Here is a 26033-nt window from a genome sequence, read left to right on the forward strand (position 1 = left end):
CGCGGTCCGGGAAATGCCCATTTTTCATTTGCTCATGCGCGCCGCGGCGCCGGCCCTGCCGGCCTATCGAGGGGCGGCGCGCGTTACGCACTTTTACTTTCCGGGCACGCGGCTTGCTCCGTTCGGCGGGATAGCGTCCACCGGAGCCCCCATGCCCGTTTCGCACTACATCGACGCCACCACGCTGACCGTGCTGACCGTCAACACCCACAAGGGCTTCACCAGCTTCAATCGCCGTTTCATGCTGCACGAACTGCGCGACGCCCTGCGCGCCGCGGGCCCCGACATCGTCTTCCTGCAGGAAGTGCTGGGCGAACACCAGGAGCATGCCGAGCGTCATCGGTCCTGGCCCACCCTGTCCCAGTACGAGTTCCTGGCCGACACGCTCTGGACCGATTTTGCCTATGGCCGCAACGCCGTGTACCCGGCGGGCCACCATGGCAACGCCGTCCTGTCGCGCTACCCCATCGAGCGCTACGAGAACCATGATGTCAGCGTCAACGGGCATGAGCGCCGCGGCCTGCTGCATTGCGTGCTGCGGCTGCCCTCGCTGCGCTCCCCCGTGCACGCGATCTGCGTGCACCTGGGGCTGCTGGAGCGGCACCGGGGCCGGCAGCTGGCTCGCCTGTGCGAACTGGTGGCCAACGGCGTGCCGGCCGACGAGCCACTGCTCATCGCTGGCGATTTCAACGATTGGCGGCTGCGCGCCGATGGGCTGATGCGCGATTGCGGCACATGCGAGGTCTTCACGTCCCGGCTGGGCCGGCCCGCGCGCACCTTCCCGGCGCGCTGGCCGCTGCTGCGCCTGGACCGGATCTATGTCCGCAGCGTGCGGGACTGGCAACCGGTGCCCCTGGCCTCGCGCGTCTGGTCGCGCCTGTCCGACCATGTGCCGATCTGCGCGGAGATCGCCCTATGAACCTGCGCTGGCGCGAAAACAACCGGTACACGCTGCTGGAGAACGGCACCGGCTACTTCCCCGCCGTGCTGGAAGCCATCGCGGACGCGCGCAGCGAGGTGCTGGTCGAGACCTTCATCCTCTTCGACGACGCCGTGGGCCAGGAGATCCAGCGCGCCCTGATCGCTGCCGCCCGCCGCGGCGTGAGCGTGGACCTGACGGTGGACGGCTATGGGTCCGACGAGCTGGGCGAAGCCTTCGTGGGCGCCATGGCGGAAAGCGGAATCCGCGTCCACATGTTCGATCCGCGCCCGCGTTTCCTGGGCGTGCGGACCAACGTTTTCCGGCGCATGCACCGCAAGATCGTCGCCGTGGACCGCCGCTGCGCGTTCGTGGGCGGCATCAATTTCTCGGCGGACCACCTGCCCGACTACGGCCCCGAAGCCAAGCAGGACTACGCGGTCCGGATCGAGGGGCCCTTGGCCGCGGATATCGCGGACTATGCCCGGGCCGCGCTTGTCCAGGGCCGGCCGCGGCGGCTGGGCCGCAGGCCCGCCCGCTGGGATCCCATGCCCGCGGGGGACGGCGGCGGCCGCCTTGTCGTGCGCGACAATCACGAGCACCGCACCGATATCGAACGCTATTACCGGGCGGGGGTGCGCGCGGCCCGCCACGACGTGCTGATCGCCAACGCCTACTTCTTCCCCGGCTATCAATTGCTGCACGATCTCGCCAATGCGGCGCGCCGCGGCGTGCGGGTCCGGCTGCTGCTGCAGGGCGAACCCGACGTGCTGGTCGCCCGGCTGGCGGCGTCCATGCTGTACGACTACCTTATCGACGCCGGCGTGGAGATATACGAATACTGCAAACGGCCGCTGCACGGCAAGGTCGCCTGCGCGGACGACGACTGGGCGACGATAGGCTCCAGCAACCTGGACCCGCTGAGCCTGGCGCTGAACCTGGAGGCCAACGTCGTGGCGCGCGACTCCGGGCTCAATGCCGCCCTGCGCCAGAGCCTAGACCGCCTCATCGAACAGGATTGCCGGCAGATCGAGTTGCGCCCGAATTCCACCCGCCGCCTGCGGCGCCTCTGGATCGGCGTCGTGGTGTTCCACTTCCTGCGGCGCTTTCCCGCTTGGGCCGGCAGCCTGCCCGCGCACAAGCCGCGCCTGCGGTCCCTGCCGATGACGACCGAAAGAGAGACGGCATGAGAGTGTTCCGATCCACGCTGACGCGCGCCCTGCGGCACCGCTGGCCCCGGTTGAAGCGCGTCTTGCCCGCGCTGGTGCTGATCGTGGTTGCCGGACTGCTGGTCCACTTTGGCCGCGCCGTCGATTGGCCGCAGGTCTGGATCTCGATGCGCAAGATTCCCGCCGGCACCATTGCGCTGGCCTCGGGGCTTGTCGTTGCCGGATACCTGGCCTATGGCGCCATGGACTTGCTGGCCAAGCGCTACACGCGGCATACCCTGCCCTGGCACAAGGTGCTGGGCGTGGCCATGACAAGCTATGCCCTGAACCTGAACCTCGGGGTGCTGATCGGCGGCCTGGGCGCGCGGCTGCGCCTGTATGCCCGCCTGGGCTGCCGCAAATCGGTGGCCACCCGGGTCGCGCTGTTTTCGGCCGCGTCGAACTGGATCGGCTACGGCTGGCTGGCGGGAGCTCTGTTCGCCTGGGGCGCGGTTCCGGTGCCCGAAGGCTGGGGCGGGCCGAACGTGCTGCGCCTGCCCGGCGTGGCGCTGCTGGCGCTGGCCACCGCCTACCTGGCCTTCTGCGCGCTGGCGCGCCGCCGGACCTGGACGTGGATGGGCCAGCATGCGGTCTTGCCCGGCGCCGGCATGGCGGTGGCGCAGAGCGCGGCTGCGGCATTGTCCTGGTCCTTGATGGGCGCCATCGTGTACGTGCTGCTGCAGGGCAAGGCGGACTATCCCGCGGTGCTCGGCGTTCTATTGTGCACCAGCTTCGCCGCCGTCGTGATCCGCGTGCCGGGCGGCCTGGGCACTACCGAGGCAATTTTCGTGGCTGCCCTGTCCCCGCAGATCCCCGCGCCGGAAGTGCTTGGGGCCGCGCTGGTCTACCGCGCGCTCTACGCATTCGCTCCGCTCTGCCTGGCGCTGACGGCCTTCCTGCTGATCGAACTGCGCCTGCGCCGCGGACGGCGCCAAGCACAGGCCCGCGCAGCGGCGGCCAAGCCGGCCGATCCGGGCGAACAGAACGGTTCGTCGTTCAAGGCTTTGGACTGAGCAGGTCGGACAGGGCGTTCCCCAGTTCCTTCACCGCGCCCGTCACGCCCTCCGCCGCGCCCTCCGCGCCTACGCCGATCGCGTGCGCGAACCCCTGGGCCACCTGGGCGGAAAACCCTCGCGTTACGGAGAACTTGGGATTGTCCAGATTGCCGGCCAGCACGAAATCGAAGCGCAGTACGCCGGTATTGTCCTTCAGTGCGGCCAGCACGGCCTTGCGGGGCAGCGAAAACAGGGAACCGTCGCCGCTGAACTTCAAGCCGCGCAGGGCCACGGTTCCCGACGCCCGTAGTTTGCGGTTGGCGATCGCTGTATTCATATCCAGGTCCATCGCGCCCGCGGCCAGCGAGCCGGCGCCGTTCTCGGCGAGGTACGGCGCCGCGTGGCGGATGCCCATGCCCCGCACCGCGACCTCGATGTCGGCGTCCGTGCCGCCCACGACGAGCGAACCTTGCGCGCGCACTGTCGAGCTCCTGCCTTGCGGGTCGTCGATGTTGCCGCTGAATTCCATGTCGCTGCGCGTGCCGTCGCCCGGCACGGACACGGGACGCAACCTGGCCTGGACATTGATGAAGGGAATCCGGTGAGCGGGCTTGGACACCGCCTTATCCTCGAACATCAGGCGGCCGTCGCGCAGCGCCAGATCCGCGATGCGGATGGTCTTGCCCCGGCTTGGCCGCCCTTCTCCCCGCTCGCCGGTGCGCAACGCGGCCTGCAATGCAGGCGCGATGCTCATGTCTCCATCCGCCTCGCGCACGACCGCGAAGTCGAAGCCTTCGACCAGCACGCTGGTGAACACGGTCTCATGCTGCAGCAGCGCCGACCACTCGGGGCGCAGGACGATGCGGCGCGCCCGCGCGTCGGCCTGGCCCGGCCCGCCGCTTACGACCACGTCGGTCAGCACCACCTCGGTGAACCCGACGCGGACGTCGGCCACCTGGCTGCGGGGGCCCAGCATGTTGGCGATGCGCTGTTCCGCAATGCGCACGGCTGCGAACGCCAGGACGCCAGCCACCGCCGCAAGCAGGACGAGGACCGCCAGGGCGTTGCCCCAGGGCGACCGGCCGCGCGGCGCGACTGCGTTCATGCTCATCGTGAGCTCCCGAAGTGAGAGGGCGGACCGGTCTTCCCGGCCCCGCCCTCGCGTAGCCTTGCGCCCGGCGCAACCTGTGCATCGTCCTGGATCCTTGGCGGATCATCAATGGGCAAAAAGGATGAGATGCCTCAGCGGCGCCAATGGTCGGACATCAGGCACGCGCCGGCCAGCACGCCGATCAGCACCGCGCCGGCCATGCTCTTCCAGGCGTTCTCGTGCACATAGTCGTCGGCGGCGTGCGACGCGTTCTTGGCGCGGTCCCAGGCGACGCGTTCCCAGCTCTTGGCCTGTTCGCGCGCGGCCTCCAGCTGCTGCTTGAGGCGGTCGCGGGCGGATTCGATTTCGGATCCGCCATAGCTGGCCGTGCTGCGCAGGAGCGCTTCGGTCCCGGAGATCAGTTCCCGGATCGTGCGCGCGGAACTGTCCGCCGGATGGAACATGTCGCGCAATCTTTCATGCTTGCTCATAGGTTCTCCTTGATAAAGTCCGCCTCCAGCCCTGTCCGGCGCGGATGCGCACCGCATCCGCAAGCGGCGTGCCCGCCAGCCGGTCGATGCCTGGGGTCTGTTGCGGGTCCAGCCCGGGCATGGGATTGGGCAGGCTGTCGGGCGGCCAGTGCCCGTGCCGGTCGGTCTTGCGGCCGGCCGGATCGGGCGCCGGATGCTCAGCGGGACTCTGGTCGGGCGCGGGCGGCCCCCCCTGTCCGGACTCGGACGGTTTTGGCGATGTGGGCGTTGCCATGATGGGCTCCTGAACAGTACGCAAAGCTTGGAATTGGCGGCGGACGCTGGCTCAGCCCGCCCACCATTGCTTGATCGTGGCGCGCAAGGCGGCGCCGCCCGCCGCCGCGTCTTCCTTGCGCAGCGCGCGGACGTAGGCGCCGATCTGCTTGGCCGGTATGTGCGGCGGCAAGGGGGGAATTTCGGGGTCGGTCACCATCTCCAGAACCACGGGTTTGGAGGCTGCCAAGGCGCGGTCCCAGGCGGGCCCCACCTCCTCCGGACTGTCCACCCGGATGCCTTCGAGGCCCAGCAGGCGTCCATAGTCCGCGTAGGAAAACTCGGGCAGCCATTGCGAGTCCGCGAAGCGCGGATCGCCGCCCATGACGCGCTGCTCCCAGGTCACCAGATTCAGGTCGCCGTTGTTCAGCACCATGACGATCAGCCTGGGGTCGGCCCATTCCTTCCATCGGTGCGCGATGGTGATCAGTTCGTTGATGCCCAGCATCTGCATTGCCCCATCGCCCACCAGCGCGATCACGGGCCGTTCGGGATAGGCAAGCTTGGCGGCAAGCGCGTACGGCACGCCGCAACCCATCGTGGCCAGTCCGCCCGAGAGCGAGGCCATCATGTCTTCCCGCAAATCCACGTTCCGCGCGTACCAGTTCGCGGCGGAGCCGGAATCGCAGGTCAGGATGCACCGCGGCGGAAGCCGGTTGGACAGCTCCAGGAAGGGACGCTGCGGATTGAGCGGGCGGGCTTCCACCAGCGCGCGTTCGCGCACTGTTTCGCGCCAACGCGCAACCTGCTTCTCGATGCGCTCGCGCCAGCGGCGCGCCGCCTTGTGTTCCAGCATCGGCATCAGGGCCTGCAGCGTGAGCCGGCTGTCGCCTACCAGGCCCAGCTCCACGGGGTAGCGCAAGCTGAGCTTGCGCCCGTCGCGGTCGATCTGCACCGCCCTTGCCCGCCCTTCCTCCGGCAGGAATTCGGCATACGGGAACGACGTCCCCACCATGAGCAAGGTATCGCATTCATTCATCAGGTCCCAGCTGGGCTGCGTGCCGAGCAAGCCTATGCAGCCAGTCACGTATGGCAGACCGTCGGGCACCACGGCCTTGCCCAGCAAGGCCTTGGCCACGCCGGCGCCCAGCAGTTCGGCCGCCTCGCGGACTTCGGCGCCCGCTTCCAGGGCCCCCGCGCCCACCAGCATGGCGACCCGTTCGCCCCGGTTCAGGATGTCGGCCGCGTTGCGCAAGGCGGCTTCGCCGGGCACGCCGGCGTGGGACGTCAGGCCGATGCCGGTGCGGACGGTTCCGTGTTCGCGAGGCGGCGTTTCAACCGCCGGCAAATCCTGCACATCGTTTGGAAAAATGACGCAGGCCACGCCGCGCCGCTCGATCGCGATCCGCAGGGCCCGGTCGATCATATGGCGCGCCTGCTCCGCGCTCGCGGCCATGTGCACGAAATCATGCGCCACGTCCTTGAAGAGGCTGATCAGGTCCACTTCCTGCTGGTAGTCCCCGCCCAGGGCGCTGCGGGCCTGCTGGCCCACCAGCGCCACCACCGGCTGGTGATCCAGCTTGGCGTCGTAGAGCCCGTTCAGCAGATGGATGGCGCCTGGTCCGGAGGTCGCCATGCACACGCCGACCTGTCCCGTGAATTTTGCGTGGGCGCAGGCCATGAAGGCGGCGCTTTCCTCGTGGCGGGTCTGTATGAATTCCAGCGGTTCCTCCGTCCGGCCGAACGCCCCGATCAGGCCGTTGATCCCGTCGCCGGGATAGCCGAAGACTCTTCTGACGCCCCATTGCGAGAGCCTTTCAAGAACGAAGTCCGACACAGTTTTCATACCTTTCTCCCGGAGTGGACGGCGCAAGGCCATGAACGCAGCAAGCTCCATGCCCGGGCGGCGGCGCCGATACAAAAGAAAACATGGCGGGCGGGATTTGGGCACGCTACTTGCGCCTACAAGGGCTTCGGCGGACGCGTCGCTTTTTTCTCGGCGCCCCGCAGCTCACTGGGAGCAGGCATGGCGACGACTAGAACCCTGATAGTGGCGGGCGAGGCATTTCCCCTGGCCAAAACGGGCGGCCTTGGAGATGCGATCACGGGCATGGCCAGGGCGCTGGCGCAGGCGGACATGCCTGTGGCCATTCTGCTGCCCGCCTACCGCGGCGTGCGCGCGCGGCTGCAGGAAATACGGGTCGTGGCGCCCCTGCACAATCTTCCCACCGGGGATGCCCGGCTGCTCGCGGGCCGATGCCCGCAATCCGGCCTGGATTTCCTGCTGCTCGAGAACGACGCGCTGTATGACCGCGCCGGCATCTACCTGGACGAAGCGGGCCGCGAATACGCCGACAGCGCATTGCGCTACGCGGCGCTGGCCCATGCCGCGGTGCGCGTGGCGGGCGGCCTGCCAGGCATCGTCACCCCGAACATCGTGCATGCGCACGACTGGCACGCGGGACTGGTTCCCTTGCTGATGCGCGCCTATGGCCTGCATGACACGCGCAGCGTCATGACCATCCATAACCTTGCCTTCCAGGGCCGCTTCCCCATGGAATGCGCGGCAAGCCTGGGCATACCGGAGCCCTATCGCGGCAGCGACGGCGCCGAGGCCTGGGGCCAGCTGAACTTCCTCAAGGCCGGCATCCGCTACGCGGACCGGGTCACGACGGTAAGCCATACCTATGCGCGCGAAATCATGACGCCCGCATTCGGCTGCGGCCTGGACGAGCTATTGCGCCGCCGCGCCGGGGACTTGCTGCCCATTCCAAACGGGATCGACAACATTCTGTGGAATCCCGCCAGGGATCCGCATCTGGGCGCGCTGCGCTTCTCCGTGAGCGACCTTTCCAACAAGGCGCGCTGCAAGGCCGCCCTGCAGCATGAATTCGGGCTGGCCGTGGATGCGGGCGCCACGCTGATGTCCATGGGCAGCCGCCTGACCGAGCAGAAGATGGCCGACGTGGCCGTGCAGGCCCTGCCGGAGGCCCTGGAGCGGCATCCGAACCTGCAGATCGCCATCCTGGGCCAGGGCGACCACCAGCTGGAAGACGCCTTGCGAGCGCTTGCCCAGCGCTATCCGGGACGTTGCGCCGCCCATATCGGCTATGACGAACCGGCAGCCCATCGCCTGCATGCCGGTTCCGACATCCTGCTGCACGCGAGCCGCTTCGAACCCTTCGGCCTCACGCCTTTGTACGCCATGCGCTATGGCGCGCTGCCCATCGGCTCGCGCGTCGGCGGCATGGCAGACACCATCGAGGATCCGGGGCCGCGCGCGCCGCTCTCCGCCATGGCGTCCGCCAATGGCCTGCTGTTCGACGGCGACAGCCCCGCCGCCATGGGCGAGGCGATCGCGCGCGCGGTGCATTTGCGCGAACACGCCATGCTGTGGCGCATCATGCAACGCAACGCGATGAGCGCCGACTTCGGCTGGCGGTCCGCCATCGGGCTGTACGCCAGCCTGTACCGGTCGCTGGCCGGCGCCGATTTCCGGAGCGCGGCGCCCGCGCGCGCCGATCGCGCCCTGGGCGCGGCCGCGCTCCGCGCACGTCGGCGCTCCGGCAGCGCCATGCCGGCGCCAGTGTAGGGAGGAATCCGGTGCCGACCACGACTGCCGCCGTCCCTGTACAGGCCCCCTTGCGCCTGTACCATGCCCGCGGCGGCGCGCAAAGCCCGTCTGGCTGGGCCCCGGCCGCCGCGCTGGGACCCGCTCTTTACGCCCGCCTGCGGCAACGCGGGTTCAACGCCCTGCTCCTGCCCGCGCCGTGGCTGCTGACTCCGGAAGGCGGCAGCCACGCGCCGCTGGACGCCGACACCGCCATGCTGGACGGCGCCGCCGTTCCGATCACGCAATGGTTCAAGCGCACCGCGGGGCAACTGGCCGAACATGGGCTGGCGCTGTACGTGGATGTCCTGTTTGACCGCTGCGCCCACAACGCGGTGGCGGGAACTGCCGGCCCGGGCTGGTACCAGGCTCCCCCCGAAGACCCGGCCCGCGATCCGCGGCAACCCGCGGAAGCCCGCCGCGTGCGGTACCTGCCCGCGGGGCCGCTGCCGTCCGGATTCCTCGCATCGTGGACCGAACGCCTGGAACGCTGGGCCAGCCACGGGGTTACGGGCTTCGCCTTCCACGCGCCGCAAAGCCTGGCTGGCGAGGATTGGGCGACACTCGCCACCACGTTACGGCGGCACCATCCCGGCTTGAGACTGCTGGCCTGGACTCCCGGCCTGGCGCCCGGCGCGCTTGCCGGCCTGCGCGGCGCCAGCTTCGACGGGCTGTTCTCATCGCTGCCGTGGTGGAACTTCAAGGACGAATGGCTGGCCGAGGAAGATGCGCGGCTAAGAGCGATTGGCCCCGTCATCGCCTCGCCTCCCCAATCCGGGCAGGCGTCGCCCGCCTCCGCGAGTCGCGGCCGGCGCGCTATCTGGGCCGCGGCGCTGTGCGCGGACGGTCTCATGCTGGACGAGGGCGACGAGCGGACGCTCCCGGACGTGGAGGCCGTCAACCGCTGGTTCGCCGACGCGCGCCTGAAGGGTCCTCTGCGCATGGCGGGAGGACGGGACGGCCGCTGCACGGTGTTGCTGCGCGGCACCGCCGAGGGGGCTACCGCGGCGCTCGCCCTGAATCCATCGGCCAGCGCCGGCGCCGAACTGGACTGGGACACGTTGGCGCCGATGCTGCCTGCCGCGGATATCGTTCCGCTCGCTCCTCCCGTTGGCGAAACGACTGCGGGCCACACCCTGGCGCCAGGCGATTGCGCCCTCTTCCTGCTCGAACCCACGCAACCGGTGCGCGAACCGTCGCGCCGCCATCGGGCGCGCGGGGATGGCAGCGCGAATCCGCGCATCGCCATGGAACAGGTAGGCCCCGCCGTGGATGACGGCGCCTTCGCCGTCAAGTGCATCCCCCATGAACGCATCGTGGTGCATGCCGACATCTACATGGACGGCCATGAGCAGCTGGCCGCCGAATTGCGTTGGCGCGCGGCCGACGAAATGCGCTGGCGGACCGTGCCGCTCGCGCGCGGCGAGAATGACCGCTGGGAGGCCGCATTCCGGCCTCGGCGGGTCGGCTCCCACGAATTCGTCATCAGCGCCTGGCTCGATGCGTGGCAGACCTTCCGGCACGACCTTGAACTGAAGCACCGCGCAGGCCTCGACCTGCGCCTTGAGATACAGGAAGGCCTGGAGCTGCTGCGGGCCGCCCTGGCCCGGGGCGGCGCCGCGCCGGCTGCCGATACGGCGCCGGTGCGCGACGCGCTGGACCGGCTGGACGCGCCCGATGCCGGACAGGCCGAGCCGGCGGCGGCCGAACAGGTATCCGTCCTGCTGGACGAAGATCTCGCGCGGTCCATGCGCGCCCTGGACGACCGGCCGTTCGAAACCACCAGCCCCGAGCCCTACCCGCTCTGGGTCGACCGCGCCCAGGCATGTTTCTCCAGCTGGTATGAGCTGTTTCCCCGCTCCCAAGCGCCCGAGCCGGGCCGCCACGGCACCTTCGACGATGTCATCTTGCGGCTGCCCGACGTGCGCGCAATGGGGTTCGACGTGCTCTACCTGCCGCCGATCCATCCCATCGGCCAGCGCAACCGTAAGGGCCGCAACAACAGCCTGCGCGCGGAGCCGGGCGATGTCGGCAGCCCTTACGCCATCGGCGCCGCGGAAGGCGGGCACGACGCGATCGAACCGCAACTCGGCCGCCTGGAGGACTTCCTCAGGCTGGTGGACGCGGCCAGGGAGCACGGCATGGAAATGGCGCTGGATTTCGCGATCCAGTGCTCGCCGGACCATCCCTGGCTGGCGCAGCATCCCGACTGGTTCTCCTGGCGCCCGGACGGTTCGCTGCGCTATGCCGAGAACCCGCCCAAGAAATACGAAGACATCGTCAATGTCGGGTTCTACGGCCCCGGGCCCCGGCGCGCGCGCAAGCTGGCCCTGTGGCGGGCGCTGCGCGACGTGGTGCTGTTCTGGGCCAGGCACGGCGTGCGCATCTTCCGGGTCGACAACCCTCACACCAAGCCATTGCCCTTTTGGCAGTGGCTGATCGCCGACGTCCATGCGGAGTATCCGGACGTGATCTTCCTGTCAGAAGCCTTCACCCGGCCGAAGATGATGTACCGGCTGGCCAAGGTCGGCTTCAGCCAGTCGTACACCTACTTCACCTGGCGCAACGAAAAGGCCGAACTCGCGGCCTACCTGCGAGAGGTGTCGTCGCCGCCCGTCGCGGACTTCTTCCGCCCGCACTTCTTCGTCAACACGCCCGACATCAACCCCTATTTCCTGCAGACGTCCGGGCGGCCGGGCTTTCTGATCCGCGCGGCCCTGGCGGCCCTGGGAGCCGGACTGTGGGGCATGTACAGCGGGTTCGAACTCTGTGAGTCGGCCGCGCTGCCCGGCAGGGAGGAATACCTGGATTCGGAGAAGTATGAGTTGCGCCAGCGCGACTGGCGCGGCCCGGGGAACATCCGAGCCGAGATCGCCCGCCTGAACCAGATCCGCCGCGCCAATCCGGCCCTGCAAAGCCATCGCGGCCTGACGCTCGCGGAAAGCGGCAATGACCGGGTGCTGGCCTTCTACAAGAGCACGCCCGGCCACGGCAACGTGGTGCTGGCCGCGATCAGCCTGGATCCATTCCAGCCGCAAACGGCGCGCATCGAGGCCCCGTTCTGGCTGTTCGGCCAGCCCGACGCTGGCCTGATCGCCGCCGAAGACCTGCTCGGAGAAAGCCGCGATACCTGGCAGGGCAAGAGCCGCAGCCTGACGCTGCATCCCGATCAACCCTATCGCGTGTGGCGCCTGTCGCTGCACGGATGACATCCCACTGTTTCCATGATCAGCGAAACCCAGCCTATACAGGACGACGGCCTCTGGTACAAGGATGCGGTCATCTACCAGTTGCACGTCAAGTCCTTCTTCGACTCGAACGACGACGGCGTCGGCGACCTGCCCGGCCTCCTCTCCAAGCTGGACTACATCGCCAACCTGGGCGTCAATACGATCTGGCTATTGCCCTTCTACCCGTCGCCGCGCCGCGACGACGGATACGACATCGCCGACTACCGCGGGGTACACCCGGACTACGGCACCGTGGCCGACCTGCGCAAGCTGATCCGCGCGGCGCATGCGCGCGGCCTGCGCGTCATCACCGAACTGGTGGTGAACCACACGTCGGACCAGCATCCCTGGTTCCAGCGGGCGCGCGCCGCCAAGCCGGGCTCGGCGGCGCGCAATTTCTATGTCTGGTCGGACAACGACAAGGCCTACGCCGACACCCGCATCATCTTCTGCGATACCGAGAAATCCAACTGGACCTGGGATCCCGTCGCGAACGCATATTTCTGGCACCGCTTTTACTCCCATCAGCCGGACCTGAACTACGACAATCCGCAGGTGCTGAAGGAAGTGCTGTCCGTCATGCGGTACTGGCTGGACATGGGCGTGGACGGGTTGCGCCTGGACGCGGTGCCCTATCTGGTCGAGCGGGAAGGCACCAACAACGAGAACCTCCCGGAAACGCATGCAGTGCTCAGGCGGATCCGGGAAGTGATCGACGCCGAGTATCCGCACTGCCTGCTGCTGGCCGAGGCCAACCAATGGCCCGAGGACGCGCAGGAGTATTTCGGCGCGGGCGACGAATGCCATATGTCGTTCCATTTCCCGCTGATGCCCCGCATGTACATGGCGATCGCGCAGGAAGACCGCTTCCCCATCACCGACATCATCCGGCAGACCCCGGATATTCCCGCTTCGTGCCAATGGGCGATATTCCTGCGCAACCATGACGAGTTGACGCTGGAAATGGTGACCAGCCGCGAACGCGATTACCTCTGGAACGTGTACGCGGCCGATCCGCGCGCCCGCATCAACCTCGGCATCCGCCGCCGGCTGGCGCCCTTGCTGGAGCGCGACCGCCGCCGCGTGGAACTGATGAACAGCCTGCTGCTGTCCATGCCGGGCACGCCGGTGCTCTACTACGGCGACGAGCTGGGCATGGGCGACAATGTGCACCTGGGCGACCGCGACGGCGTGCGCACGCCGATGCAATGGTCTCCGGACCGCAACGGCGGGTTTTCGCGCGCCGATCCGGAGCGGCTGCCCTTGCCCGTCCTGATGGGGCCCCTGTACGGCTACGAGGCCGTCAACGTCGAGGCGCAGCAGCGCGACCCGCATTCCCTGCTGAACTGGACCCGGCGCCTGCTGGCACAGCGCCGCCAGAGCCACGCTTTCGGGCGCGGCGCGCTGCGCTTCATCTTTGCCGGCAACCGCAAGATCCTCGCGTACCTGCGCCAATGGCAGGACACGACCATTCTTTGCGTGGCAAATCTTTCCAATGCGGCGCAGCCGGTGGAGCTGCCCCTGCAGGAGTTCGCAGGCCGGGTCCCGGTGGAGATGTTGGGCGGGACGCCGTTCCCGGCGATCGGCGAACTGCCCTATCTGCTGACGCTGCCGCCCTACGCGTTCTACTGGATGGATCTTAGCGTGGAGGCCGCTCCGCCCGACTGGCACGCCACCGCGCCGGCCCAGATGCCCGAGCTGGTCACGCTGGTGCTGCGCGCGCGCGGCGGCGCGGCGCTGACGGACGCCTCGCGCGAGACGCTGGAGCGCGAAATCCTGCCGCAGTACCTGGCGCGCCAGCGCTGGTACCCGGCAAGCGAGCCGCCCGCCCGCGCGCGACTGGCCTACGCCACGCCGTTCCCCACCGCCGAGGGTGAATACTATTGGGCCGAGGTCGAGCCCCAGGACGGCGTCAGCGGCCTGCGCGCCCAGGCGCCCTTCGTGCTGGCCTGGGACGAAAGCGCGCCCATCCAGTACGCCATTGCCCGGGTCCGCCGCGGCGCCGAGGTCGGCATGCTGGCCGATGCCTTCCTGCAGCCCGGTTTCGTGCGCGGCGTGCTCAAGGCGCTGCAGGCCGGCGCGGAACTGGACGGCCGCAGCGGCGGCAAGCCTGGAGACAAGCCCGGCGTCATCCGCTTCCTGCCGGAAACAGGGCTGGCTGCCATGGAGCTCGCCGACGAGGCTGAGTTGCAGTGGCTGACGGCCGAGCAATCGAACAGTTCGGTCATCGTCGACGGACAGGTCATCCTGAAGCTGATCCGCGCCGTGCGGGCCGGCGGTTCGCCTGAAGCCGAGATGACCCGCTATCTTACGCACGCGGGCTACGCCAATGTTCCGGCGCTGCTGGGCGAAGTGCAGCGCGTCGACGCCGACGGCGTGGTCCACACCCTGGCGATCGCGCACCGCTATGTCGCCAACGAAGGCGACGCCTGGAACTGGACGCTGGACACGCTGAAGCGGACGCTGGCCAACGCGCTGCTGGTCGGACAGGACCCGGAGGAATTCGAACAGGTGCTGCAGGGCTACGCCGCGATGGCGGCCACCATGGGCGCGCGCCTGGCGGAAATGCACGCCGCGCTGGCGCAGCCCACGGAGGACCCGGCGTTCCGTCCGCGCCGGGCGAACCAGGCGGACGCCGACGCGCGGGCCCGGCATGTGCAGCGCCTGCTCGACCGCGCCGAACACGACCTGCGCGCCCGCTTCGACCAACTGGAAGCGCCTTCCCGAGCCTGCGCGGAATGGTACTTCGAGCACCATGGCCGGCTGGCGGCCCGCGTGGCCGCCATGGCGCAGGCCGAAACAGGCGTGCTGTGCCTGCGCACGCACGGCGATTTCCACCTGGGGCAGGTGCTGGTGGCGCAGGCCGACGCCTACATCATCGATTTCGAAGGGGAACCCGCCAGCGGCCTGCGGACGCGCCGGGCATTGGCCTCGCCCTACCGGGACGTCGCGGGCATGTTGCGCTCGTTCGATTATGCGGCGGCCTCCATGTCCCGCGCAGACGCCATCGGCGGCGCGCCATCGGACGCCAATGCCGGCGCGGCCGAGTCCCCGGGCGTGACCGCCGCCGCCGCGGCCGCCGAACTGCGCGATGCGCTGCTGGCGCGTTTCCGGCTGCGCGCGGCCGAAGCCTTTCTGCAAGGCTACCGCGACGCCCGGCCCTCGATCCTGATTCCGCCCGAAGACCGGGAGGCCTCGCTGCTCGCCCTGGCCCAGCTGGAAAAGGCCGCCTACGAGGTGAGCTACGAAGCCGCGCACCGGCCGGACTGGATCTCGATCCCATTGTGCGCGCTGACCGAGCTCGCCCGCGGTCTGCTGCTGTCGGCCGCGATCGAGGCGGAGGGGAAATCGCCATGAGCCAGGAGGCACGGACCGATACCGGCGATACCGGCAGCCTTATCGATGCGGCCCAGCTGGCCGCGCTTGACGCCGGCCTCCACGGGGATCCCTTTGCCGTGCTGGGGCCGCATCATGAATGGCTGCGCGTGTATGCGCCGGGCGCGCTGGGCGTAGACGCGCTGGACCCCCAAGGCGCGCGCACGCCGCTGCGCGAGCAGGCGCCGGGCCTGTACGCCGGCCGCGTGCCGTACGCCCGCCCCGGCGACGGCGCCTCGTACCGGCTCGCCATCCGCTGGCCCGGCGCCGAACAGCTGACCGCGGACCCGTATGCCTTCGGCGCGCTGCTGGACGACGACACGCTGCGCGGCCTCGCGGATGGCTCCTGGCGCAGCGCCGAGGAGGCGCTGGGCGCGCGCCTGGCCGAGGTGGACGGCATCTCCGGGCTGCGTTGCTCGGTGTGGGCCCCCAACGCGAAGCGCGTCGCCGTGGTGGGCGATTTCAATGGCTGGGACGCGCGCCGCCACGGCATGCGGCTGCGCCACCGCGCCGGTGTGTGGGAGATATTCATTCCCGGCATCCAGCCGGGCGAGCGCTACAAATTCGCGATTACCGATGGCGCCGGCCGCCAGGAACTGAAGGCCGATCCCATGGCCCGCCGCAGTGAAGCGCCTCCCGCCACGGCATCCGTCGTGGACGACTCCACCCCCTATTCCTGGAAGGACAAGGCATGGATGCAAGAACGACGCGAACGCCACGCTCCCGCCGCCCCGATCTCGATCTACGAAGTACACGCCGGATCCTGGGCCGCGCCCGGCGAAGGCGCCTGCCTCTGGGACCAGCTGGCCGACAAACTGCCCGCCTACGCGCGCGCCATGGGCTTCAGCCATGTGGAACTCATGCCGATCATGGAGCACCCGTTCGGCGGATCCTGGGGCTACCAGCCTTTGGGCATGTTCGCGCCTACCGCCCGGTATGGGCCGCCCGCCGCCTTCGCCCGCTTCGTGGACCGCTGCCACGCCGCCGGTATCGGCGTCATCCTGGACTGGGTGCCCGCGCACTTCCCCGATGATCCGCACGGCCTGGTCCGCTTCGACGGCACCGCGCTGTACGAATACGAGGATCCGCGCGAGGGCTACCACCCCGATTGGCACACTCTGGTCTACAACCTGGGCCGCACCGAGGTGAAGGCCTTCATGATCGCCAGCGCGCTGCACTGGCTGCGCCGCTTTCACATCGACGGCTTGCGGGTGGATGCCGTGGCCTCGATGCTGTATCGCGACTACAGCCGCCAGCCGGGCCAGTGGATCCCCAACCGCTACGGAGGCCGCGAGAACCTGGAAGCCGTGCGCTTCCTGCAGGACTTGAACGGCGCCGTGCGCGAGGAATTTCCCGACGCGATCATGGTGGCCGAGGAGTCCACCGCGTGGCCGGGCGTGACGGCGCCGGTGGCCGATGGCGGGCTGGGATTCCATTACAAGTGGAACATGGGCTGGATGCACGACACGCTGCGCTACCTGGCGCACGATCCCGTGCATCGCAAACACCATCATCACGACATCACGTTCGGCATGGTGTACGCATACAGTGAACGCTTCATTCTGCCGCTCTCGCACGACGAGGTGGTGCACGGCAAAGGCTCGCTGCTGGGCAAGATGCCGGGCGACATGGCGGCCAGGCTGGCCAACCTGCGCGCCTACCTGGCTTTCATGTGGGCGCATCCCGGCAAGAAACTGCTCTTCATGGGCGGCGAGCTGGCCCAGCAGGCGGAATGGAATCACGACGCCGCGCTGGACTGGAATCTGCTCGACCATCCGGGACATCGCGGGGTGCAGCGGCTCGTCGCCGACCTGAACGGCTTGTACCGGGCCCTGCCGGCCCTGCACGCGCTGGACGCCGATCCGGCGGGGTTCGCCTGGTCCATTCTCGACGACCGGGACAATAGCGTCGTCGCATTCGTCCGCAGCGACGGACAGAGCCATCTATTGGCCGTCACGAACTTCACGCCCGTCGTCCGCCACGGCTATCGCATCGGCGTTCCGCGCGCGGGCTCCTGGGCCGAGAAACTGAACACCGACGCCACCGACTACGGCGGCAGCGGCCAGGGCAACCGCGGGCGCGCCCGCACCGCCGACGTGTCCGCGCATGGACAGCCCCAGGCCTTGTCCCTGACCCTGCCGCCCCTGGCCACTCTTTTCCTGTCGCACGAAGGCTGAACGCATATGGACCCCACCCAATTGACGCGCATCCAAAGTGGCCAGCCCTATCCCCTGGGCGCGACCAGCGATGGGCTGGGCGTGAATTTCGCCGTGTTTTCGGCGAACGCCACCCGGATCGAACTCTGCCTATTCGACGCCAGGGCCCGCAAGGAGCTGCGCCGCTTCGACCTGCCGGAATGCACCGACGAGATCTGGCACGGATACCTGCCGGACGCGCACCCGGGACTGGTCTACGGCTATCGCGCCCACGGCCCCTACGACCCGCGCAACGGCCACCGTTTCAATCCGCACAAGCTGCTGCTGGATCCGTACGCGCGGCAGCTGACGGGCCCGGTGCGCTGGAGCGACGCGCTCTTCGGCTATCGCATGAACAATGCGCGCGGCGATCTGACCTTCGACCGGCGCGACAGCGCGCCCGCCATGCCCAAGGCCATCGTGGCAGAGGAAGCGCCATTCATCTGGGACAACAGCCGGCCGCCGGCCACGCACTGGAACGACACCGTCGTCTATGAGATCCACGTGCGCGGCGCCTCTATGCTGCGGGAGGACCTGCGGCCGCCATTGCGCGGCACCTGCTCGGCCCTGGCCGACCCGCGCTTCATCGAACATCTCCAGCGCCTGGGCGTCACCACGCTGGAACTGCTGCCCGTCCACGCCTTCCTGCAAGACCGCTTCCTCACCGAACGCGGATTGCGCAACTATTGGGGCTACAGCACGCTGTCCTACTTCGCGCCCGAACCGTCTTACCTGCAGCACCATCCCAACGAACTGCGCCAGGCGATCCGCCGTCTGCATGCCGCCGGCATCGAGGTGATCCTGGACGTCGTCTACAACCACACCTGCGAAGGCAACGAACTGGGGCCCACGCTGTCGTGGCGCGGGCTCGACAACGCCAGCTACTACCGGCTGGTGCCGGGCGAGGAACGCCACTACATCAACGACACCGGCTGCGGCAACACGGTCAACCTCTCGCATCCGCGCGTGCTGCAGATGGTCACCGACTCGCTGCGCTACTGGGCCGCCTCTTATGGCGTGGACGGCTTCCGCTTCGACCTGGGCGTGACGCTGGGCCGCGAAGGCACCGGCTACGACCCCGGTTCGGGCTTCTTCGATGCCGTCCTGCAGGATCCCGTCCTGTCGCGCCTGAAGCTGATATCCGAACCCTGGGACATAGGCCCGGACGGCTACCAGCTGGGCAATCATCCGCCGGGCTTCGCGGAATGGAACGACAAGTTCCGCGACACCGTGCGCCGCTACTGGCGCGGCGACGACGGCATGCGGGGCGACATGGCGGCCCGCCTCTGCGGTTCGCGGGACCTGTTCGACCGCCGCCACCGGCGCCCCTGGGCCACGGTCAACTACGTGGCGTCGCACGATGGCTTTACGCTGGCCGACATCGTCAGCTACGACGGCAGCCACAACGAGGCCAACGGCGAAGGCGGCAACGACGGCCACGCCGAGAACTACAGCCACAACTGGGGCGAGGAAGGCCCCACGGAGGATCCGTCCATCCTGGAGACGCGGGCCCTGGCGCAGCGCGCCCTGCTCGCCTGCGTGCTGCTGTCGGACGGCACGCCCATGCTGCTTGCCGGGGACGAATTCGGGAACAGCCAGTCGGGCAACAACAATGCCTATTGCCAGGACAATGAGGTGTCCTGGCTGGACTGGACGCAGGCCCAGGGCGATGCAGGCCGCGAGCTGAGCCGTTACGCGGCGCGGCTGCTTGCCCTGCGGCGCGCCCATCCCAGCGTGCGCGCCGCCCGCTACGGCGATGCCAGCCGCGAACCCTGTCCCGGCATAGCAGCGATCTCATGGTTCGACGCCGGCGGCGCCGCGCTCGACGAGGCCGCCTGGGCCTCGGAACAGGAAAGCGTGCTGGCCCTGCGCCGCGCCGTCCTGCGCGAGGACGGCAGCGCCGACATCACCCTGCTGATGCTGAATCCCGGGCAGGAGGCGGTGGAGTTCCAGCTGCCCGGGCCGGCCGTGGCCTGGATCCGCGAGCTGGATTCCGCCACCCTGGCGCCGTCGCTTGCCCTGTCTGAGCCCGCCGTTACCGTCGCCGCGCATAGTGTGGTGCTGCTGGCCGCGGCGCAGGTGAACGGAGATACGCCATGACGCAGCCATGCTCTTTCGGCGCCACGCCGCTGGAGAGCGGCGTCACGCGGTTCTGCCTGTGGGCGCCGTCCGCCCTCGCCGGCCTGGCGCTGGAGGTCGAAGGGCATCCGCCCATCCGCCTGCGTCCCGACGCCGACGGCTACGTCCAGGCCGATGTCGATTGCCCGCCCGGCGCGCGCTACCATTACCGGCTCGACTCCGGGGCCGCCGTGCCCGACCCCGCTTCCCGCCTGCAGGATGGCGACGTGCATGGCGACAGCATCGTCGTCGCGCCGGACGCCTACCCGTGGCGCAATCCGGACTGGACCGGGCGTCCGTGGGAGGAAAGCGTGCTCTACGAAACGCACGTCGGCCTGGAAGGCGGCTTTGCCGGATTGGAGGCGCGGCTGCCCGAACTCTCGGCGCTGGGCGTCACGCTGGTCGAGCTCATGCCCATCGCCGATTTCCCCGGCCCGCGCAACTGGGGGTACGACGGCGTGCTGCCTTACGCGCCGGACACCGCCTACGGAACGCCCGATGAACTGAAACGCTTGATCGACACCGCGCACGGGCTCGGCATGGGCGTAATGCTGGACGTGGTCTACAACCATTTCGGCCCCGACGGCAACTACCTGCCAGGCTACGCCGCGCCCTTCTTCAGGCGGGACATCCGCACGCCCTGGGGCGACGCCATCGATTTCCGCCAAGCGGCCGTGAGCAAGTTCTTCAAGGACAACGCGGTGTACTGGCTGACGGAATACCGTTTCGACGGGCTCAGGCTGGATGCGGTCCACGCGATCGCCGGAGCCGAATGGCTGCACGAACTGGCCGCGGAGGTTCGCAGTCGCGTTCCCTCCGCCCGCCGCGTGCACCTCGTCGTGGAGAACGACGACAATCGCGCCAGCCTGCTGTGGGGCGACTACGACGCCCAATGGAACGACGATGCCCATCATGTGCTGCATCATCTGCTGACGGGCGAGACCCAGGGCTATTACGCCGATTACGCCGACCAGCCCGCCCAGGCGCTGGCGCGCTGCCTCGCGGAGGGCTGGCTGTACCAGGGCCAGGTTTCGCGCTACCGCGGCGGGCAGCCTCGCGGCGAGCCCAGCGGCGCACTGCCGCCCACCGCCTTCGTGCTCTTTCTGCAGAACCACGACCAAACGGGCAACCGGGCCTTGGGGGAACGCCTCGCCGCCCTGGTGGAATCCCCCGGCCGGCTCCGGGCAGCGGTCGCCCTGCAGTTGCTCGCGCCGCAGATCCCGCTGATATTCATGGGCGAAGAGCGCGGCTCGCGCGCGCCCTTCCTCTACTTCACCAGCCACGCCGACCCCGCCCTGGCCCATGCGGTGCGCGAAGGCCGCCGGCGCGAGTTTTCGCGTTTCGCGTCATTCTCGGGCGCGGGCGTGGCCTCCCGCCTGCCGGATCCCAACGACCCCGCGACCTACGAGGCCAGCCGTCCGGGCGCGGGCGAGGACGCGCAGGCGTGGATGCGGGATTACGCCGCGCTGTTGCAACTGCGCGCCCGCCTGATCGCGCCCAGGCTCGCCGGCGCGGCCAGCCTGGGCGCCTCGGCCATGGGTGGACATGCCGTCTTCGCCCGCTGGGAACTGGCCGACGGCGCGCGGTTATCCGTCTATGCGAACCTTGGGCCGCAGCGCCAGCAGGTGCCTGCTCCATTGCTGCCTGGCGCGGATCCGCGCGCCGCCCTGCTGTTCGAATCCCGGGACGGCGGCTGCGACGGCCTGGTCCGAGGCGGACTTGGCGGCGACACTACGGTGTGGCTGCTGGAGGAACCGGCATGAGCCCGGCCGGCCAGCAGGTTCCCGGCCTGTCCGAGCTGGCGGCCATGGCGGGTATCGCGGAATGCTGGATCGACGCCCGTCAACGCCCGCAACGCGTGTCCGCCGATATCTTGCGGGCATTGCTGGGCGGCCTGGGCCTGCCCGCGTCCAGCCCGCGCGACATACGCGAAAGCGGCCGCCGCCTATCCGAGGACGCCGCCCGGCTCCCGCCCCTGATGGCGGCTCGCGGCGGCACAATGCTGGCGCTGCCGGCGAGCGCCCAAGGCGCCTATCAGATCGGTTGCGAGTCCGGCCGGGTCATCGAAGGGGCCGTGACGCCTGCAACGGCGGGCGCCGGCCCGCTACTGGCCGTGCCCGAGGAACCGGGCTACCACGCGCTCTCCTTTTCGTCGGGCCAGACCGCCGTGCTCGCGGTCGCGCCGCGGCAGGCCCCCAGCCTCACCGAATTGACGGGGCAGGACAGGCCTCGGTGCTGGGGGCTGTGCGCGCAGGTCTACAGCCTGAGGCGAGGGCCGGGCTCGGACGCATTTGGTCCGGAAGACGCTTTCGGGGATTTCGGCGCGCTGCGCGAACTGGCCGTCCTGGCTGCCGCGCAAGGCGCGGACGCCCTGGCCATCAGCCCCGTGCATGCCATGTACGCCGCCGAACCCGGCCGCTGCAGCCCCTATGCGCCGTCGAGCCGGCTGTTCCTGAACACGCTTTATGCGAACCCGGCCGCGGTCCTCGGCGTCGCGGCGCTGCGGCGCGCCCAGGTCGAAGAGCCAGGCGGCGCCGAGGACGGCGCCTTGATAGACTGGCCGCGCGCCGGCATGCGCCGCCAACGCCTGCTGCGTGTCCTGCACCGCCAATTCCGGACAGTGGCCGCGGCGGACTTGCGGGAGCGCTACGCGCGCTTCTGCAGCGAGCAGGGGCAGGCCTTGCGCGATCATGCCGTGTTCGAAGCGCTGCATGCCGTTCGCGGCGGCGACGCATCGCCCTGGACGCAATGGCCAGTGCAATGGCGGGATCCGGAGTCGGCCTCGGTGCGGCGTTTCGCCCGGATGCATGCCCTCGAGGTGGACTTCCATCAATTCGCGCAGTGGCTCGCCGCCGAAAGCCTCGCCATCGCGCACGCCGCCGGCCGCGAGGCCGGAATGCGCCTGGGCCTCATTGCCGATCTGGCGGTGGGCGACAGCCCGGACGGCAGCCATGCATGGAGCCGCCAGGCGGACCTGATGCCGCGCATGGCAGTCGGCGCGCCGCCCGACATCCACAACCCCTTGGGCCAGAACTGGGGCTTGACCGCCTTCTCGCCGCGAGCGCTCGCGGCCTCCGGATACGCGGCCTTCATCGACATGCTGCGAGCGACGCTGGCGCACGCGGGCGGCGTGCGCATCGATCACATCCTGGGAATGGCGCGGCTGTGGCTGGTGCCGGAAGGCGCGCCGGCCGGTGGCGGCGCCTACCTACGCTATCCGATGGAAACGCTGCTCGCGCTGACCACCCTTGAGGCCTGGCGCCATCGGGCGCTCGTCATCGGCGAAAACCTGGGCACGGTGCCCGAGGGGTTCAACCAGGCGCTCTCCGAGCGCGGCATCCTCGGCATGAATGTGCTGTGGTTCATGCGCCAGACGCCGGACACGGCTCCACGCGAGACCGCGGATGCTCTGCCCGAGGCCCCCGCGGCCTTCGCCGCCCCGGGCGCATGGCCCGCCGAATCCGCCGCGATGACGACCACCCACGACCTGCCTACCGCCCGCGGCTGGTGGACGGGCCGCGACATCGATTGGCGCATCGGGCTCGGCCTTCTGGGGCCGGACGACACGGAGGAGGCGCTGCGGCGCGATCGCGAGACCGACCGCAAGCTGCTGTCGCAAGCCATCGGCTGCGAAACGCGCGCGCAGGATCCCGAACCGCCGCTGACGGAACTGTTGCGCTTCGTTTCGTCCACCCCGTGCCCTCTTCTGCTCGTTCCCATGGAGGACCTGACGGGCGCGCTGGACCAGCCGAACCTGCCCGGCACGATCGACACGCATCCGAACTGGCGCCAGCGCCTGCCGCTGGACAACCACGCCTGCTTCGCCGACGCGGCTTCGCGCCTGCGGCTCGACGCCTTGCGGGGCGATCGGAGGCGGCCATGAACGCGCCGCGCGCCACGGCCCGGCTGCAACTGCATGCCGGCTTCACGCTGGACGACGCGCGCGCCTGCGTGGATTACTACGCGGATCTGGGCACAAGCCATCTGTATCTTTCGCCCATTACCCGCGCGCGCGCCGGATCCACGCATGGCTACGACGTGATAGACCACGGCGCCGTCAATCCCGAGCTGGGCGGCGAGCCGGCCCTGGAACGTCTCGCGCGGGCGGCGCGTCGGCGCGGATTGGGGCTTATCGCGGACATCGTTCCCAATCACATGGCCGCCGATCCGGCCAATGCCTGGTGGCGCGACGTGCTGGCGTTGGGACAGGCCAGCGCCTATTCCCGGCATTTCGACATCGATTGGCACGCGCCCGACGCCGCGTTGCGCGGCAAGATCCTGCTGCCCGTTTTGGCGGATCCGTATGGCGATGCGCTGGCGCGCGGCGACATCCGCTTGCGCCTCGGTCCCGGCGATGGATCGTTCGAGCTCGATACGCCCGCCGGACGCTATCCCGTGGCCTCTTCGTCGATACCCCGCGGCTACGGCGGCCAGGCGCTGCTACGGCTGCACGACCCCTGCGCGCCGGATGGGCGCGAGCGCCTGCACGGCCTGCTGGAACGCCAGCACTACCGCCTGGCCTGGTGGCGCACCGCTCCCGATCAGATAAATTGGCGGCGCTTCTTCGAGATCAGTGAGCTGGTGGGCGTGCGGGTCGAGGACGACGCCGTGTTCGACGATGTCCATGCGCTGGTCTTGCGGCTGTACGCCGAGGGCATCCTGGACGGGCTGCGGATCGATCACATCGACGGGCTGGCCTCGCCGGGCGCATATCTGCGCCGCCTGGCCCAGCGCCTCGCCCAGGCGGGAGCCTGCCGGCCGGCCGCCTGCGCGCAGAAGCAAGCCTACCTGGTGGTCGAAAAGATCCTCGCGCCCGGCGAGGAGCCTGATCCGCGCTGGAGGATGGATGGCACGACTGGCTACGACTTCATGGACCAGGCCGGCGCGCTGCTGCACGCGCCAGCCGCCGAGGGCCCACTGCGCGCATTCTGGCAAGCCTTGACGGGCGATACGCGCGCGCCGCGCGCACAGCTGGAGGCGGCTCGCCGGCGCATGCTCGAGCGGCACTTCCCCTCCGAGAGGCTGGCGCTGGTGCGCAGCCTGGAACGCGTCGCCCGGCAGGATGCGCGCACCCGCGACTGGACCGCGCACGCCATCGATCGCGCTCTGTCCGCCATGCTGACGGCCTTTCCCGTCTATCGAAGCTATGCCGAGGACGGCGGCCGCGGCCGTGCCGATCGCGAGGCGTGCCGCAAGGCCATGCAACGCGCGGCGGACCTGCTGGAGGCCCGTGCCGGCAGCGCGGACGCGGCCCTGCTGGCGGAACTGGACCAATGGCTGAGCGGCGAGGCGCCACCCGGGCTGGAACCGCAAGCGCTCGCGGAACGCTCCGAGGCTCTGCGCCGCTTCCAGCAACTGACGCCGCCGTTGGCCGCCAAGGCGCTGGAAGACACGCTTCTGTACCGTTATGGGCCGCTCCTGTCGCGCAATGAAGTAGGCGCCTCGCCCGACACCTTCGCCTTGTCCCCTTCCGCCTTCCACGCGCTGGCCGAAGCGCGCGCGCGTACGCATCCGCGCGCCATGCTCGCCACGGCCACGCATGACCACAAGCGCGGCGAGGACGCGAGGGCCCGCCTGGCCGCCCTGAGCGAAATGCCCGGGCAATGGCGCGATAACGCGCTGCGCTGGATACAGGCCTTGCCCGCGGGGGACGCGCCCACGCTGGCGGACCGCTATCTGCTCATCCAGACGCTCGTGGGCGCCTGGCCCGCCGACTGGGACGCCGGTCTCGCCGCGCAGCCCGATAGCGCGCTGGCCCAATGGCTGGAGCGCGTGTCGCAATGGCAGCGCAAGGCCCTGCGGGAAGCCAAGCTGCATACCAGCTGGACGGATCCGGACCCTGCGTACGAAACCGCCGCCGATGCCCAGATCGCCTTCCTGCTTGACGACCCTGCGGGGCGCGGACTGCTGGGCGACATCGCCGCTTTCGCGTCCGAACTGGCGCCGGCGGGCATGATCAACAGCCTCACGCAAACCCTGCTGCGCAACACGCTGCCTGGCGTCCCGGACTTGTACCAAGGCACGGAACTGTGGGATTTCAGCCTGGTCGATCCCGACAACCGGCGTCCGGTCGACTATGCGCGCCGCGAGGCGCTCTTGGCCAGGGCGCGGGAAGCCTCGGCCATCGACCTGTCGGAGTCGGCCTGGCGGTCGGGCGCGGTAAAGCAGGCGCTGATCCAGCGGCTGCTTGCCGCACGCACACGCCTGCCGGCCCTGTTCGCGGAGGGGGAATGCATCGCCCTGGCGGCGCGCGGCGCGCAGGCGGAACGGGTGCTCGCCTGGCTGCGCCGGCACGATGGCCAGAACGCCTTGGTCGTCGCGCCGCACTTATGCGCGCTGAGTCTTGCCGGCTATGCGCGCGGCTGCTCCGCCGACGCGCGCAGCCTTTGGGCGGACACCGTGCTGGCCCTGCCTGCGGAGATGGCCGGCGGCGCCTGGCGCGACGCGACGGACGGCCGGCAGCTGCACCTGCTGCCGGATGGCAGCGTGCCGCTGGCCGAGATACTGCGCGAGATGCCGGTCGCGCTGTGCCTGTCCGTCGACGGCTGAT

At 69.5% G+C, this 26033-nt stretch carries 15 protein-coding genes; 11 read left to right on the plus strand and 4 right to left on the minus strand.

The genetic code is table 11. The features are described 5' to 3' along the window. Positions 1 to 151: 151 nt before the first annotated feature. From JL37_RS28395 to JL37_RS28405, 3 genes are read left to right on the plus strand one after another with little or no spacing between them, the layout of a single operon-like run. Positions 152 to 919 (plus strand): endonuclease/exonuclease/phosphatase family protein, encoded by a 768-nt coding sequence (locus JL37_RS28395; protein WP_043548580.1) that lies wholly within the window; start codon positions 152 to 154, stop codon positions 917 to 919. Continuing rightward, positions 916 to 2109 (plus strand): cardiolipin synthase ClsB, encoded by a 1194-nt coding sequence (clsB, locus tag JL37_RS28400; protein ID WP_043548581.1) that lies wholly within the window; start codon positions 916 to 918, stop codon positions 2107 to 2109. Before JL37_RS28395 ends, clsB begins: the two co-directional genes overlap by 4 nt. After that, positions 2106 to 3140: a lysylphosphatidylglycerol synthase domain-containing protein gene (locus tag JL37_RS28405; protein ID WP_043548582.1), complete on the plus strand. Its 1035-nt coding sequence runs from the start codon at positions 2106 to 2108 to the stop codon at positions 3138 to 3140. The genes clsB and JL37_RS28405 overlap by 4 nt, the downstream gene beginning before the upstream one ends. Here the strand turns inward: JL37_RS28405 and JL37_RS28410 are convergent. From JL37_RS28410 to JL37_RS28420, 4 genes are all read right to left on the minus strand, one after another. Then, entirely contained in the window at positions 3124 to 4233 is a 1110-nt protein-coding gene (locus JL37_RS28410; protein WP_043548583.1) for a DUF748 domain-containing protein, read from the minus strand. The genes JL37_RS28405 and JL37_RS28410 overlap by 17 nt on opposite strands. A gap of 131 nt (positions 4234 to 4364) precedes the next feature. Beyond that, positions 4365 to 4703: a YqjD family protein gene (locus JL37_RS28415; protein ID WP_043548585.1), complete on the minus strand. Its 339-nt coding sequence runs from the start codon at positions 4701 to 4703 to the stop codon at positions 4365 to 4367. Further along, on the minus strand, positions 4690 to 4977 hold the full coding sequence (locus JL37_RS30245; RefSeq protein WP_231570449.1) for a hypothetical protein: 288 nt from the start codon (positions 4975 to 4977) through the stop codon (positions 4690 to 4692). Before JL37_RS30245 ends, JL37_RS28415 begins: the two co-directional genes overlap by 14 nt. Positions 4978 to 5028: 51 nt before the next feature. Further along, positions 5029 to 6801, minus strand: a complete 1773-nt coding sequence (locus JL37_RS28420) for a thiamine pyrophosphate-requiring protein (RefSeq protein ID WP_043548586.1) — start codon at positions 6799 to 6801, stop codon at positions 5029 to 5031. 180 nt (positions 6802 to 6981) lie between these two features. Here JL37_RS28420 and glgA point away from each other — a divergent pair, with 180 nt between their 5' ends. The 8 genes from glgA to treY are packed head-to-tail and all read left to right on the plus strand — an operon-like array spanning position 6982 to position 26032. Next, on the plus strand, positions 6982 to 8547 hold the full coding sequence (glgA, locus tag JL37_RS28425; protein ID WP_043548588.1) for a glycogen synthase GlgA: 1566 nt from the start codon (positions 6982 to 6984) through the stop codon (positions 8545 to 8547). 11 nt (positions 8548 to 8558) lie between these two features. Continuing rightward, on the plus strand, positions 8559 to 11774 hold the full coding sequence (locus tag JL37_RS28430; RefSeq protein WP_043548590.1) for an alpha-1,4-glucan--maltose-1-phosphate maltosyltransferase: 3216 nt from the start codon (positions 8559 to 8561) through the stop codon (positions 11772 to 11774). 15 nt (positions 11775 to 11789) lie between these two features. After that, complete coding sequence (treS, locus tag JL37_RS28435; protein ID WP_052097659.1) at positions 11790 to 15152, plus strand: maltose alpha-D-glucosyltransferase; 3363 nt, start codon at positions 11790 to 11792, stop codon at positions 15150 to 15152. Continuing rightward, positions 15149 to 17347, plus strand: coding sequence for a 1,4-alpha-glucan branching protein GlgB (glgB, locus tag JL37_RS28440; RefSeq protein WP_081955244.1), 2199 nt, complete (start codon positions 15149 to 15151; stop codon positions 17345 to 17347). The genes treS and glgB overlap by 4 nt, the downstream gene beginning before the upstream one ends. Before the next feature lie 6 nt (positions 17348 to 17353). Beyond that, on the plus strand, positions 17354 to 19465 hold the full coding sequence (gene glgX / locus JL37_RS28445) for a glycogen debranching protein GlgX (protein ID WP_043548591.1): 2112 nt from the start codon (positions 17354 to 17356) through the stop codon (positions 19463 to 19465). Next, entirely contained in the window at positions 19462 to 21246 is a 1785-nt protein-coding gene (gene treZ / locus JL37_RS28450; protein ID WP_043548592.1) for a malto-oligosyltrehalose trehalohydrolase, read from the plus strand. Before glgX ends, treZ begins: the two co-directional genes overlap by 4 nt. After that, positions 21243 to 23366: a 4-alpha-glucanotransferase gene (malQ, locus tag JL37_RS28455; protein ID WP_043548593.1), complete on the plus strand. Its 2124-nt coding sequence runs from the start codon at positions 21243 to 21245 to the stop codon at positions 23364 to 23366. Before treZ ends, malQ begins: the two co-directional genes overlap by 4 nt. Further along, positions 23363 to 26032: a malto-oligosyltrehalose synthase gene (gene treY, locus JL37_RS28460; protein WP_043548596.1), complete on the plus strand. Its 2670-nt coding sequence runs from the start codon at positions 23363 to 23365 to the stop codon at positions 26030 to 26032. Before malQ ends, treY begins: the two co-directional genes overlap by 4 nt. The last annotated feature ends 1 nt before the right edge of the window (position 26033 follow it).

Origin of the sequence: Achromobacter sp. RTa (assembly GCF_000757485.1) — a bacterium.
GTDB lineage: Bacteria > Pseudomonadota > Gammaproteobacteria > Burkholderiales > Burkholderiaceae_B > Achromobacter.